The 13,189-nt window shown below is 58.6% G+C and carries 12 protein-coding genes; 5 read left to right on the top strand and 7 right to left on the bottom strand.

Going from position 1 to position 13,189, the window contains the following annotated elements; all coding sequences use genetic code 11:
• Position 1 precedes the first annotated feature (1 nt).
• Both ACP2YP_RS33380 and queE read left to right on the top strand, forming a co-directional pair.
• A complete protein-coding gene (locus tag ACP2YP_RS33380) occupies positions 2-466 on the top strand; it encodes a 6-pyruvoyl trahydropterin synthase family protein (protein WP_426420436.1) in 465 nt (154 codons plus the stop codon).
• Positions 453-1,109 carry a 7-carboxy-7-deazaguanine synthase QueE gene (queE, locus tag ACP2YP_RS33375; RefSeq protein WP_426420435.1) on the top strand — a complete coding sequence of 219 codons (657 nt, stop codon included), beginning with the start codon at positions 453-455 and terminating at the stop codon, positions 1,107-1,109. The genes ACP2YP_RS33380 and queE overlap by 14 nt, the downstream gene beginning before the upstream one ends.
• 126 nt (positions 1,110-1,235) lie before the next feature.
• Here the strand turns inward: queE and ACP2YP_RS33370 are convergent, their stop codons facing one another.
• From ACP2YP_RS33370 to ACP2YP_RS33360, 3 genes are all read right to left on the bottom strand, one after another.
• The gene (locus tag ACP2YP_RS33370) at positions 1,236-1,559 is read right to left on the bottom strand and encodes a hypothetical protein (protein ID WP_426420434.1); all 324 of its coding nucleotides are present in this window, start codon (positions 1,557-1,559) and stop codon (positions 1,236-1,238) included.
• Between the two features lie 288 nt (positions 1,560-1,847).
• Complete coding sequence (locus ACP2YP_RS33365; RefSeq protein ID WP_426420433.1) at positions 1,848-2,108, bottom strand: hypothetical protein; 261 nt, start codon at positions 2,106-2,108, stop codon at positions 1,848-1,850.
• A gap of 609 nt (positions 2,109-2,717) precedes the next feature.
• Positions 2,718-3,245 carry a transglutaminase-like cysteine peptidase gene (locus ACP2YP_RS33360; RefSeq protein ID WP_426420432.1) on the bottom strand — a complete coding sequence of 176 codons (528 nt, stop codon included), beginning with the start codon at positions 3,243-3,245 and terminating at the stop codon, positions 2,718-2,720.
• A 753-nt stretch (positions 3,246-3,998) separates the two neighbouring features.
• Here ACP2YP_RS33360 and ACP2YP_RS33355 point away from each other — a divergent pair.
• Positions 3,999-4,193 carry a hypothetical protein gene (locus ACP2YP_RS33355; protein ID WP_426420431.1) on the top strand — a complete coding sequence of 65 codons (195 nt, stop codon included), beginning with the start codon at positions 3,999-4,001 and terminating at the stop codon, positions 4,191-4,193.
• Positions 4,194-5,275: 1,082 nt separating this feature from the next.
• Here the strand turns inward: ACP2YP_RS33355 and ACP2YP_RS33350 are convergent.
• Complete coding sequence (locus ACP2YP_RS33350; RefSeq protein ID WP_426420429.1) at positions 5,276-5,548, bottom strand: hypothetical protein; 273 nt, start codon at positions 5,546-5,548, stop codon at positions 5,276-5,278.
• 1,116 nt (positions 5,549-6,664) lie between these two features.
• Between ACP2YP_RS33350 and ACP2YP_RS33345 the strand changes: the two genes are divergently transcribed.
• Positions 6,665-6,883: a DUF7694 domain-containing protein gene (locus ACP2YP_RS33345; RefSeq protein ID WP_426426349.1), complete on the top strand. Its 219-nt coding sequence runs from the start codon at positions 6,665-6,667 to the stop codon at positions 6,881-6,883.
• 116 nt (positions 6,884-6,999) lie between these two features.
• On the opposite strand, the gene ACP2YP_RS33340 is transcribed toward ACP2YP_RS33345, so the two are convergent.
• Positions 7,000-7,683: a hypothetical protein gene (locus ACP2YP_RS33340; RefSeq protein WP_426426348.1), complete on the bottom strand. Its 684-nt coding sequence runs from the start codon at positions 7,681-7,683 to the stop codon at positions 7,000-7,002.
• Between the two features lie 54 nt (positions 7,684-7,737).
• Positions 7,738-8,487, bottom strand: coding sequence for a hypothetical protein (locus tag ACP2YP_RS33335; protein WP_426420427.1), 750 nt, complete (start codon positions 8,485-8,487; stop codon positions 7,738-7,740).
• A gap of 2,511 nt (positions 8,488-10,998) precedes the next feature.
• On the opposite strand from ACP2YP_RS33335, the gene ACP2YP_RS33330 reads away from it, so the two are divergent.
• Positions 10,999-11,724 (top strand): autoinducer binding domain-containing protein, encoded by a 726-nt coding sequence (locus ACP2YP_RS33330; protein ID WP_426420426.1) that lies wholly within the window; start codon positions 10,999-11,001, stop codon positions 11,722-11,724.
• A 275-nt stretch (positions 11,725-11,999) separates the two neighbouring features.
• Here the strand turns inward: ACP2YP_RS33330 and ACP2YP_RS33325 are convergent, their stop codons facing one another.
• Positions 12,000-13,151 carry a hypothetical protein gene (locus ACP2YP_RS33325; protein ID WP_426420424.1) on the bottom strand — a complete coding sequence of 384 codons (1,152 nt, stop codon included), beginning with the start codon at positions 13,149-13,151 and terminating at the stop codon, positions 12,000-12,002.
• Positions 13,152-13,189: the final 38 nt, after the last annotated feature.

Genomic DNA, 13,189 nt, shown 5'->3' with positions numbered 1-13,189 from the left:
CGTGGCATACCTATCGACGAAGACATACGGCCATGAGGTCGGCCTATCTGCCACGTTCCGCCAGTGGCGCGCAAAGTCGCACTGTCGCCTGCTGCACGGCTACTCGCTGTCGTTTCGTTTCGAGTTCGAAGCCAACACCCTGGACGACAAGAATTGGGTCGTCGATTTTGGCGGCCTCAAAGAGCTGAGGGCGATCCTCGAAGGCACGTTCGACCACAAGACAGTCGTGGCCGCGGACGACCCCGAGCTTGAATGGTTCCGCGAAGCCGCACGGCGCGGCTTAGCGGACATCATTGTCCTACCGGCGGTTGGCTGTGAAAAATTTGCCGAACACGTCTATCGCGTCGGCAGCAACTGGTTGCTGGAAAAAGGACTTGCTCCGCGTTGCCGGCTGGTGTCAGTCGAGGTGAAGGAGCACGGCGCGAACAGCGCCATCTATCGGGAGGCAGGCCGTGCTGCCGATTAACGAAATATTTGAAACCATCCAGGGGGAAGCCTGCAAGGCGGGCACACCGTCCGTGTTCGTACGGTTGCAGGGATGCCCGGTCAGGTGTCCGTGGTGCGACACCAAGCACACTTGGTTCGTCGATTCAGAGCGGCGGGTGTCGATAGCCGACGTGATGATCAAGACCGAGGACACCAACACCTGGGCCATGATGTCGCCGGAGGACGTCCTGCTCGCCGTGCAGGCGTTCAGCGCCCGGCATGTCGTGATTACGGGTGGCGAGCCCGCGCTGTACGACCTGCGGCCACTGACCACGCTGCTTGTCGGCTCGGGCTTCTCGGTGCAGTTGGAGACATCGGGCACCCAAGCCATTCAGGCGAATCCCTACACATGGGTGACCGTTAGTCCGAAAGTTGGCATGCCGGGTCGGCGATCCGTTCTGCGTGAGACCTTGCTGCGTGCCAATGAGATCAAGCACCCGGTGGGCAAGCCAGCCGACATCCAAAACCTGCTGAGCCTGCCTATCGAGTACGCGCTCAAGCCAGAGATATGGCTACAACCATTGAGCCAAAGCCGGAAAGCGACGGAGCTGTGCATCCGAGAGGCAACTGTACGCAACTGGCGCGTCAGCATCCAAATGCAGAAGTATATCGGCGTGCGGTGAAGCCCGCTAAAGCAACTGTCACAAAGTTCAGGTTTGCTACTGCGGAAATGGTTGTGAATTCGGACAACTTCACCGAAAACCGTGCTCCTCGGGCAAACCGAGCAGGAGCCGGGCAACGCAAGCCGCTTATTGGCTCCTCACAGGAGCCTTGAAGAATCCTTCCTTTGCCAGGCGAAGATGTCTGTCCAGTGTCGTGTGCAGCGACGCACGAAGCTCAAGCGGGATCGAGTCGTCTGTGTCGATCAGTTCCCGAATCTTCAGAAACATGCGGTCGATTGAGGTGAGCGTTGTCGTCATTCGCCCGGGTATCATCGGTTCTTCCTTAGCAACAGCCGCCGACGTCAAGCGAATAGCCAGATATTCTAGCGGCTCAATAATCTCGGCGGTGGCAAGCCAAGCCAGCTTTCGCCGCAACCGCAAGCCTACAATCTTACGCAGCGTAAGGTTCAAGCCCTTTCGACGGTCGAGTGGAGCTTTTTTCACTCTCAAACAACGAAATGTGCCTCCTCGCAATCGCCGACATTGAGACAAGCGGCTCCATCGTCATGGCTAACGGTCGAGACCACGTCTGCGGGCACTCTTCCACACGCCCCGTCAAGGTCCAATGGGCCGGCTTCAGTTTTGCGACCGATCATCGAGTCTTGACAGACATCAACCCGTCGCGGATGCAGTGTAACGAGACCCCGATCGTGTCTGATTCCGCGGGCATGGAATGAGGCAGGGTCGAGGGAAATCGCGTCAGGAGCGGCTGATTGTCAGGCCGGCATTCTCTAGCGCTTGGAGAATGTTGCTCGCAATGGCCCGCGCGTCAGCCTGCCCCTCACCGACCAAGTCAGCCGCCAGCGTCCGGGCAATCACATCGTGCGCATCCTCACGTTTGAGCGCCTCGAGCTCGGCATATTCGCCGCAGATCTTGCAGGCGATCACCGGCCGGCCGCTCCAGGGATCGTGCGTTGCAACTTCGTACCATTTGTCGGCCTCACATTTCGGACAGCGCATAGGTGAACTCTCCTGGTACGGTTCAGCGTGATCGATCCGCTTGATCTGCCTTCGCTCCAAACGGCGCACTCGTCTGCTGCTGCCAACACCCCATCAGGGTTGAAGAGCCGATCTCCTCGAAATGAGTCCGAAATACGATGCGGGGGCACAGTGATAGCGGATCCCTTCCTTCAGGTTGGGGGAGGTCAATACCGACGGCACTGCAAATAGCGGTTCGTGAGAGCGTCCGATCGGCCCTGATGTTCATTCATCGTGATCATCCATATTTTCTCGGAGCGGCCAAAAGAGGCGTGATGTCCGCCGGCTCTGCATGCGAAGCTCCGCAGATCCAAGACGCGCGACCACGCCAGGCAAATATCCAAGGACCAAGCAGAATGGATGAATCAAAACGGGGCCTTGAGAGAACGATCTCACCTGCGCACCTGGTCTGACTGCAGGCGATATCGTCATAGCTGGCGGCCGCCGGTCCGAGCGCGGGACCACAGATCAGTTACGGCGCCGGTCGGAGACCGACCGGTGGCGCACTGAACGAACTCACCCAAGGGTTCGATCATCTGCAGTGCGCCCGTGGCGCTAGCCGGGACATTTCCGATCTCCTCCATGAGGCGCTTACTCGCCCAGCTGCGCGATAGTACGCCAATATCGCGGATCGCCTGGCGACTGAACTCGAACCCAGCGATAGGGAGCACGCGACCACGATCGGATCTGCGGGGTCAGATTGTCCAGCACGAGGTCGCCGCTCTTAGTCCGTACCACCAGAACCAGATGATGTTTGCCCGAGGCGGTCACGACCTCGGCGAGCAACAGCGCTCGCGGCGGCCATCCACGCTGTAGAAGCTGGTGGCGCTTGCTGACGGCGTAGTCGTTGCAGTCGCCGCGCTCCGGATCAATGAGCCAGGCTTCCACCGGGGGACCGGGTTCACTGGCTTCCGGGATAATGGCCCTGTTCACCGTCTGGTTAGCTTCTTTCAAATCTGTCCACCGTGCCTCGGTCAGGTGGACCGGACCGCCGCGAAACAGGAGGCGGACGCGGCATTCATCCTGATAGCGCAGGCAGAACATGGTGTATGCCATAGGAGGAAGCGCCGGACGGTCAAGCTTGAGGTGCGGAGACGCCGACACCGCGATCGCGGGCATACCCGACGATCTCCGATCGGCAGATCGAGCAGTCGTCATCGTTTGAGCGACCATTGTGGCGGCTGCGACTGCAGCCAGGATTAACGTCCTGCGCATGCTGTAGCTGACGGACGAGCGATCGGACCCGAGGTCACGAGCACGAAACGACAGATCCACTGCGGCGGAGCTACGAGGCGCAGTGACCCGAGGAACGCCGTCATCCAAAGGGTCTGTCGTCCGCAGCACGTCTGCGACGCCGCGGCCCGCCAGTCATGCGCAGGTCCACTCCGTACCGACGGCCCGTGCGCGGTGCCCCCAAAACTGCAAGACATGTGCAACCCCCTGTAACTGCGCGGGAAGAGATCGAGGACGAGCAAAGGCCCGCCTGCCTGATCCGAAAACCGTACAATCTGACGCCACGTGCGATTCAAGCCCCCATGAAGGTCGTACAAGCGTGTTCGGGCTCCCGCCGTTCCGCGGACAATTCGCTGCGCAGAAGTCGTCACCAGATCCCGGTCCGCAGGGCGCCCCAACCGCCGACGACTCTTCGATTGTCAGCGCGGAGAGTCCGTTCAGACAACCGGGACCTGCGCTAGTTTTGCCTCTCAGGCATTACGGCCAACGATCTTCGTGACATCAATAATGTCCGCCCTGACCAAAAATGGCGCCGCTTCCCCTATTGAAGGTATTGTGACCTACGCCCGAGAAGTTCCTATGTATCACCACGGATGTCGGGCGCCGCTTCACCTGGTCTAGCCGTTGCATGCCATTTCCATGAAACGCAAAGGCCCATCGAGCGGTCCAACACACTGGCGACAACGAGCTCAAGCGACGCTTGCCAAGGCGGAGTCGTTCGATTGTCCAAAGTCAAAGGCCAAGCTGCTTAAAATCGCCGAGGAATATCAAAAGCTGGAACGGTGGGCCGACGAGCGGGAAAGATTGAGAAGAGATGCCGACGAGGAGCAATGAATATCTTCAATCCGGTAGCCTTCCGAGAAGATCTCTCTCGGCTCTGGCCCGCAGCATTTGAAGTGACCTCGACCCATGCGCTCGCACCCTTGACACCCCACGCCCATAATCCGCACGTTGCCTTCGATCTCCGGAATTCGGAGGATGTCTCACCGACTCGCATTCGATGGATCTTTTAGTTGGATCTAGCAATGCGACGACAACGCGTGCTGTCGCCCAGCGGCATCGAACTAGACGTTCGGATAGGCTCGCGTACCCGGAAGTGAGCACGCGCGTCGCCCCCGCCCATCATAGACGCGACGGATCATCGCGGCAGCCTTCAGGATGGCACGTGTTTTGCTGAAGCCTTCTGAGGGGAAAGGCTCTCCAGCGCCTATGCCTCGCCGGCCCGACGCGCCTTTTTACCCGGCAAGGCGCGTCGGGCTTTTTCGTGCTGCTCAGCCGAGAGACGCACAATGAGCTGTATCAACCAGCATGCGACATCCTCGGCCGTGTTGAACATCGACGCACGTCGTATCGGGTTCGTCGCGAAATCTCTCGGCCAATTTCCGCGGCACATCATTTGCAACAATCATCGTGGGCATGGACGTGGGCTCCCTCAGCGGCACGTCGATGCCCCCAACCTTGCCAGGTTGGGCCCGACGCACCTCCAGCCTGCTCCGAGGGCGTCGGGCTTTTTTACGTTTGAGACACTGCGATCGTTTTCATCCTTGCTATCGACCGCCGACATCGCTCTTGGGACCAGGGCGCGGCTCGAGCCGAGCAGTGCTGCGGCTCAGGATCTATCTTCCAATAGCGGGGCTGAATATCTCAAGACGATAGTCGTGGTCGCGGAGCGAAGATGGACGCCCACAAGCCCGATGCAGGTGAGGCGGCCCATCCCACGACCGGGGTGCCGCAAAAGAGGCTCGTGCGCAACTGTCGTCGGAAGATTTGCGTCATTCTCCGGGTACTTGGCTAGTCCAAGAGCCGGCACAGGCTTACCGCTGCGGCAAGACTCGCAGCGATGAACGCCTCAGGACTGTCAACGCAGTAGGCGATAAGCATGGCCCACAAGCTCACCGAAAACGCGATGCCCCAAATCACTTGTATCTGTCTTTGGCGCGGGCGAGGCTCGGCGAGCCGGGTCGTCGGCGCATTAAGCGCAGCACGCACCTGTGGCGGGTTGCAGTCGCCCATTGAAAAACCCCGGCAAGCCCGTAGATGCTCATCCAGACAAGCGCGGCGAAAATTGCCGCAAGCGACCAAAGTTGTGGCGTGCCAGACTTCAGGGGGAGATCACAACGCGCCGCTCGCAGCGCGTCCTGCGCGTTGATCAGGCGTCGTCTTGGTTCACGCCAGTGCATCATCAGCACTCATCTATCCCTAGTGAATCGAGGCGAGCGTCGCATCCGCGCGAAATCGGATGTCACCATGGCCAGGCGAAACGGCCCGATGCTCCCAAATTGAAGATCGGAACGGCCAACGCACGGCCGACCTCATCGACAGCAGATTGGGGCGTTAAGCCAAGCCAAGCCCCGGCCAATCTCCGGATTGGTCGAGGCAGGTATCGGTTCGATCGTGATTGCGACGACCGTCAAGTGCATCTCGGACAATTGCCAAGCCGCGATTCGTCCGCGTGTTGATCTGCGTGGGTTGACCAAGTGTCATCGAGAGATCCCGCGTTGGTGGGCTGTGCGCAAGCGTCCGCTGCCGCATATTCCGCTCAGCAATTGGCGTGCCGCAGGAATCGGTGCTGTAGGCGTTCGTTGACGCAAGAAAGCCTAGGGTTTGGCGTCGCCGCGGCAAATGGTGTCGCGCTTAGGGTCCGGTTTCCGACATCTTCGTCACGAACCGGACCTGAATGCTAAGCGGTGCGCAGGCGGTCTTTTCCGTTTGCGTCAACCAAACTCGTGTGAGGCAATATCGAAGTTGCTCGAATCCCGCGGTTTGGAGTCCGCGACATCTTGGATTGACGCGCTCGCAGCCCATGAGTCGGCTGTTGCTCCACGCGTCCCGGCGGAAATATTCAAATCCGCAGCTGTCCAAGCTCTTTCGTAACGCGTCGCCGAAAGCCACTTTCCCACAGACTGATCATTCGAGGGAGAGTGATGCAGCGACGAATGCGAGCGCGAGCTTGATTGACCTGACTAACTCAACGGCTGCGGCCACATAGATGACGTATTGGGATTGTTTCAGGCTGACCTATGTGCGGCAGCATTGGGTGAAGTCGACCGGCGAAACCTTCGTGTGCGCCGACTTCAGATGAGTTGAAAAGCTAAGGAGGACGCGTGAGAGCGCAGATCATAGATAGACTGGAGGCCGGCCGCGTACAGCATGGGCAGTTCGCCAGCGCGCCAGGGTCAGGTCCTTGTGGTCTCTTTTTTGTTCAAGGACCTTGCGGCTGCAAACTGCAAATCGCAGCATTGGTCCGTCCGGGATGGGAGCACGTCTCCGTCTCGACGCCGCGGCGTTGTCCGAACTGGGAAGAGATGTGCTTCGTCAAGGATCTGTTTTGGGATGAAGAGGAATGCGTCATGCAGCTGCACCCGCCTTACTCGCAATACGTGAACAACAGCAGGTACTGCCTTCACCTGTGGAAGCCCATTCGTGAGAGCATTCCAAGGCCCCCGGCATCCTTCATAGGCGTCGTCGGCCTCGGACCGTCCGAGGCCGCGTTGCTGTTGGCGCAAATGAGAGCACGATCGTGATTGGTTGTGTGCGGTTGGCACTCGGCTCAACGCACTCAGACGCTGGACCTGGTCGATCCACGTCTGCCGCGCTGCTTCAATATGGAGAGAGCTCGCCGACCGTATGGGTCACCGACTCATCGCCTCGCCTCAAGATGGGCTCTCCGCATGAGGATCAATTCGAGATCGCGGAATAGGGTGTAATTCCGCCGGATCCATTCGTGCAGCTCCGTGGTCGAATCCCTCTCGTGGCGCAGATACCCGGTAAAGGAAAACGTCAGGCGGTCGATATAGGTCTTCAAAAATTGGGGCAGTGCGAAGATGCGTAGCACAGGAGCGCGGCCCATTGCTTCGGGCAACTCGCTGCGCAGCACGAACTGATTATGTACGGTGATCAGCGCTGGTGCCCGGATCTGGTGCCGCAATACCTCATAGCTCCGTGAGGAGACGCGATCGGCGCTCCCGACAAATAGGATGATTGGTGCAACCTGGTTGCGTACCGCCTCCCTCACAAACTCAATCTCGATGCACATTTTGAAGAACTCGTCGAATGCGTGGAAACCGAGATCAATCACCTTCGCGATCCCGTCGTCCAGAATAAGCCGGTCCATCAACTGCATCTTGCCCCAGGTGTCGGTCACATCTGCCGTCTCGGTGATGTTGGGCAGGTAATCGACCAGTGACGGCTCCCTCAAATTGATATCGAAGGAGAGCACGGATCCGTTCTTGAGCAGCAAGAACTCGCTCAAAAGCCGTGCGATCAGTGTCTTGCCGACCTGCAGGCCGGGAGAGCAGATGATGTAGACCGGCGTAGGTGGCATCTCCAGCGACATCACACGAGCTTCGTATATTCCCGGAGGTGCATACCAAAAGGACTACGTTTCGCTGCTGCGAGGCACTGATCTGGCGCCAGTGAGATCGGTTAAGTCAATGCGGTCATACTCGGACCAGACGTTGGCCAGCCAGTGCCGGACATAGCCCCGCAGCACAAAGGAGTAGTTCGCGATCTCATCGAGCGGTCCCTTGTTTGCGACGAAATTGACGAACGAGACGGAAGCGACCTCGACCTGCTCATAGGCCATCTCGTTGAGTTTCGGAATCGTCAGTTCGGTGGCGCCCTTAATGCGGTGAAAATACGAGTCGTAAGTCGACTGATCCCACTGAAAGAACTGGGTATCATTTATGAAATTTTTGACAAGGAAGTATTTCGCACCGTTCATGAAATTGGAAGTTTCGGCGATCTCGTCCAGAGAGGCGATCGAAGGGCCAAGGATATGAAAGACGGCAAAGGTGATCTGACCGGACTTTACTGAATCCAGGAACCCGATGTCCCGCAACGAGTTCAGGGCGACCGATAGCAAACCTGCGCGGACGTCGATCACGGTGACCGAAAGCCCGGCGTTCAGGGTGTCGAAGATCCTCATCTGGTCTGCCGTCGTCGTCATATCGACGATCTCAGTGATGTCGGAATGAAAGCGCTTCAGCGTACCTCGCGGTGACTCCGTGTCAAAGGCGCGGGTCTGCACCTTGTTCACGCTGAAATAGTCCAGAAGCGTCCGACATACGGTCGTCTTGCCGACCCCACCCTTGTCCGCGCCCACCACAATCACAACCGGCTTCGCCATCGAATTCCCTTTAAGACACGCGCTACGCCAACCGCGACGCGCGATCGACAGTCTTTGCTTTGGACGTGAACATGGCAGAAAGAAGAGGTCGTCGAAGTTTTGCAAATTTATGCGAACGATGTCTGACGTGGCAGCGCTCTACGTCAGGTTTGCGGCCATCTAACAGCTCAGAGAATCCGGACTGCGGCCTTCGTCGTCGATCTGACGTGACGTCAGGTTTGAACTCGGAACGCCGAGCACGTTCGGCGTCTATCGCGTATGGGCAATAGAGAGCCAACGGTGCGGCGTCACATGCCGGCTGCTCGCTTGCAGGCGAGGGGACCACGCAGAGACATCTTGGGCAAAACGAGAGATGTCGCGAATGCTAGACAAACTGGATCGGCGGCAGGACCAGCTTGGCCGAAAGAGGGCGTTGCGCGCCGTGCCTCGGTCGAATCAAAAGAGCGATCTTGCGACTGAAGTGTTGCCTTGATGGACGTGTCGACGGCTTTGCAGTTGAACGACATTGCGCAGCTAAATGTGCAGCATGAGCGTCGACATGAGCCACCGCGGGGTTGTGCCATGAGCGCACATCATGCTAGGGCCGTCGCGAAAGCGAGCGCCGCCGCAGGACGGTTCGCTGTTTTGTCGGTCATAACTTGGCCGTCAATTCGCGAGATGACGTTTGCGGGCGGGCCAACAGCTGAAAGAAGGAAGAGGGGTGATTCAGGCTGAAATGGATGTCGTCGAGCACATGCTCGCCTCGCTAACTACATGCGCGCTTCAGACCCGGGTTGCCCCTAGTAACGAACAGGTTGCGCATCATTTCGAGCTCGCCTGCAAGAGAGTTGGACTCCTTGTTACGCCGGCGTCTGCCATTCGAATCTTCAAGCGCCTCGCGCACGAGGTTCGGAAGGCAGAGTCGATTCTGGAATTCGTCGGTCCTAATACCGGTGAGTTGCAATGAATGAACCAATAGAGTTGATGTGAGTTTGCGAGCGGAATCACTGTCCGTGCACGCAAAAGCCCTCGGCGTACGTCGGATGTAAACGGCGCCGAGGGTGTTGCTCGCGGGTCGCGCATTTGGGTTGTGGCGCATTCCCGTTTGGCGCGAGGTAACGTTCCAGAACGACGCGATGCTGGTCCGCGGCACAATCCCCGTCGTCACACTTTCCGTGTCTGTTGCAACGCGACCGGGCCTGGTGGCAGCAACCATTGCGACGTTTGGTCCACCGCGTGACACACGATTGCGGCTTGATAAGCCCAATCGAGGAGTCGTGCCGCTTCAGATAGCCAGCGCGTCACGCCAAATTGTCGGAAACCGCGCAGGTCGGCGGCAGCTCGTTCCTCGTGCGATGAGCACCGGTCTATCGTGCAGATCTTGAAGGAAGCGGCCATTCAGCCGCGTGCGTCGTCCAGCATCCAGTCAAGGCGAGCTGGCCGACGATCCGCAAGTCGACCAGCCAACGGCTGAGTATGCAGTGCCATCGTGGAGGAGCGCGATCGCTGATCGCAACTCAGAGCATTGGTGCCGGACCGGGATGTTCGATGGTTGTTGGCTGGAACTGAAACGGCGCCCGCTCTGGCGGTTGACCGCGCTCAGCAGCTCTCGACCATACGCTTCGCCGCGCATGGGATTACAGGGGTGCCCCTGTGCGCCTGCCTTGTGCTGCAGAGGGGGTACGTATCTTGTTGTTGGCGGCAGCTTTGGTGACCTGCAAATGTCGCTTCTGTAGCAAAGCGCAGTGTCGCATTCGGACGAATGTCGGAGTTGCTTCGACCCGCCGAACGACCGACGAGTGGCTCAACACACTGCTTTCAGACGTGAATTCATGACCGCCGGGAATTGGTACGACACTTGCTGTCCTAAGGGCCAGCTCGGAAGTTCCGGAGTCCCGCATGCACCGTTTCGTCTCGATGAAGCAAAGTTGCGGCTGCGCGCGGGTCCGCGTGCGACGAGGTGAAACGCTTGGTCATTGGCGCTTGAGATGGCATGCGGTTCTTGTGCGAGGTTCTCGTCTTCGACAACGGCCATCTCGTGCGGCTCGCCGAGCGCGTCTTCACCAGCATCGAACAAAGAGAGCGGATGCGCGTTGCTCTACCGTGGATCCGGGTTGCGGAAACGCAAATAGGCATCCCGAGGCTCCGCCACCGCTATGGCGCCTGCGATTGCACAACCGCACTCGTTTAGAAGTCGGTCATCCTCAACTCAGCGAGGAGCTCGCCGACAGTCCGATAGCGGCCGCTTCACTGTTCATCATATCCGGCCCTGCGCGCTGCAACGCGGGCTTGATCCGTCGACACGCGTCCGCGGCCTTCTCGTCTCGCCGCTGCTTCGAGGCGTCTATCCCTTCCGAGCGCGTTTCGGGAGAGCTTAACCAGCTCTGGAACTGCGTGCCGCAGCGCTCGATCGCTCGCATTGCAAAGACGCGAAGCCCAACGGTGAAGGCGAGTGAACGACGCCCACCCTCAACAAGCTCTGCGCAATGACGCAGTACGACATTTGGGCCGTGGGGCCTCGTGAGGCGCTACATGGATCTTTTCAATTTCATCGAATGCGCCAAGGCAACTCACTCTATCAAGGTCTTGTTCGACCTTCTTGTAAGCTGTGCGAGCGAGAAAGGCTTCAGTGAAGTCGCTTATGGAGCCCTCACGTTCGCGGAGGCATGTGGTCTGCCCGAATATCTGCCCTCTGGAGTAACGGTAACCTTCCCGCCCGATTGGTGCGGCCGGTACGTTGAACGCAAGTACCGTGTCATCGATCCGGTGGTACGACGGGCACCAACGCTTTCGCGGCCGTTCCTGTGGGATCAACTTGCCAAAAAATGTCAGTTGCAACCCAGCGAGCATCGCGTCCTCGCAGAAGCCAAAGAGGCAGGTCTGAAGCACGGTATGAGCGTGCCGTTGTACGGACCATTAGGCCAAGTGGCTCTGGCATCCTTCGCATCCCCGTTCGACGATGCTGATCCGCAGTGCCAGATGAGTCACCTCAACGTACTAGCCTGGCACTTCCACATTGCCCTTGCCGAGATCTCGCGCCCCTCAGCTAGCGGCTCAAATTGCGAAGTCGCACTGTCTGAGCGGGAAAAAGATTGCTTGCGATGGGTCGGAGAGGGCAAGTCCTCCTGGGAAATAGGCAAGATACTCGAGGTGAGCGAGAATACGGTCAACTTCCATCTCAAGAACGCGATACGAAAGCTCGGTACTTCAAACCGGACCCACGGAATTGCAAAGGCCATTCGCCAAAACCTCATTTGAATGCCCGGCCCGCCCCTGACCGACAGAATCATTCGATAAGGGGCGACGGTCCTGGCCGCGACGTGCAACCAACCAAGGTGGACATCGCCTTGAGTCGCACGTCGCCGTGGCGAGCGGTGCCCGTGGACGGCAATATCGCAGCTTCCTTACCGCCAAGGAAGGGTTGAGCAGACGCCGACTGTTTCAGTAAGCAGGAGCTTAGGTTCGCACAGGCAGTGACAAATGGTCCTGATCATGCCTGCGAAGACAAGGCTGGGTGGCGGCGCAAACTGCTGTCATTTCTGGGGTGGCGGCAAGGTCATTCCCGCGTTGGTCCAGCTACCAAATATCGGTCCTGACAGATCCTTCTGCAGACCGATCAGCACGCCAATGGGACCTGCGTGGCCGTGGCGATAAGCCATGACCACAGACCGATCATCGCTAGAGGTAAACTGGAATGTCCCGGTAAAATGTCGACTTCGCAACACCGCAATGTTTGTGCTCCGACACAATGGGCAGCTGATTGGCGGAGGACCAGCGGCATCGCGGCCAGAAATCGGTGCAGTCGATTCGATCAACTCAGATCGCTTGGAGACGTTGTCGAGTTCCGCTCGTTCGGGAGCGCTGATCGTACCGGCGTCGGCCTTCAAGTTGAGGTCATACATCCGATCGATCTCCGCGTCGCGCTGCTGACGCATCTGCATCGCCGCACAATGCGCAGCTTGTGCTTGCCGTTGCTGCTCGGTGAGTTGGGCCAGGCGCAAGTCGTCGCCGTTATCCGCGGCTCGCTGAATCTCATCTGCCAGAAAGCCTTGACTGGCATGATAACGTCGATCCGCATCCTGGCGTCGCATCATCTCGTCCAGCAGCTCGGGGGCGAGATCGTTCATCTGCCGGACTTTGCTCTCGCTAACATACGTCTCGTTGCCTTGTGCATCAACATAGATGAGGCTGGAATAGACCGGTGCCGCTTCAATCGTCCACACCGGAGGATACGGTCCGTCAACGAACCCGAATACTGTGTCATTTAAGGTCCCGCCGCCCACGTAGTAGTGAGCCGGTGTTTCCCGATACTCGAGTTCGTGTTGCGGTGCTAAGTTGTTCGCGCCACGATGATCGATGACGTCTTCAATGAACAGCACGCCAGGCGTACCCGGATGCGCGTCAATATATCTCTTGGCTTGTTCATAACGAAGAGTGCGACGCTGCGTTGTTTGTGGCGCGGGTCCATATACGTCCGCCAGAAACGTGACAGTCGCGTCAATGGACCCCAACTCCGCGGTATCAGTCGGAACTGGGGTTGGAGCCTCAGGCGTTTCAAATGGCTTCCTTGCAGACATTGCTTGGGGCGATCCATCATCAGCCTCACCTGGCGCGGCATGTTCCTCCACCGCCGCAAGAAGGTGGGAATCTTGAGCATTCGCTTGAGCTTGAGCGAGAACGAGCATGCTACAAGCGACAAGTATCTTCCGCATTGGAGAGCCTC

Source organism: Bradyrhizobium genosp. A (assembly GCF_049949275.1).
Lineage (GTDB): Bacteria > Pseudomonadota > Alphaproteobacteria > Rhizobiales > Xanthobacteraceae > Bradyrhizobium.
Note: the sequence above shows the minus strand (reverse complement) of the source record. Positions and strands in the feature narration are given on the sequence as shown.

Bases quoted from the DNA above. Each gene is read 5' to 3' on its own strand.
- ACP2YP_RS33365 (WP_426420433.1), bottom strand. From the start codon at position 2,108: ATGCGCTGTCCGAAATGTGAGGCCGACAAATGGTACGAAGTTGCAACG.
- ACP2YP_RS33360 (WP_426420432.1), bottom strand. From the start codon at position 3,245: ATGCCCGCGATCGCGGTGTCGGCGTCTCCGCACCTCAAGCTTGACCGT.
- ACP2YP_RS33355 (WP_426420431.1), top strand. From the start codon at position 3,999: ATGAAACGCAAAGGCCCATCGAGCGGTCCAACACACTGGCGACAACGA.
- ACP2YP_RS33345 (WP_426426349.1), top strand. From the start codon at position 6,665: ATGTGCTTCGTCAAGGATCTGTTTTGGGATGAAGAGGAATGCGTCATG.
- ACP2YP_RS33340 (WP_426426348.1), bottom strand. From the start codon at position 7,683: ATGCCACCTACGCCGGTCTACATCATCTGCTCTCCCGGCCTGCAGGTC.
- ACP2YP_RS33335 (WP_426420427.1), bottom strand. From the start codon at position 8,487: ATGGCGAAGCCGGTTGTGATTGTGGTGGGCGCGGACAAGGGTGGGGTC.
- ACP2YP_RS33330 (WP_426420426.1), top strand. From the start codon at position 10,999: ATGGATCTTTTCAATTTCATCGAATGCGCCAAGGCAACTCACTCTATC.
- ACP2YP_RS33325 (WP_426420424.1), bottom strand. From the start codon at position 13,151: ATGCTCGTTCTCGCTCAAGCTCAAGCGAATGCTCAAGATTCCCACCTT.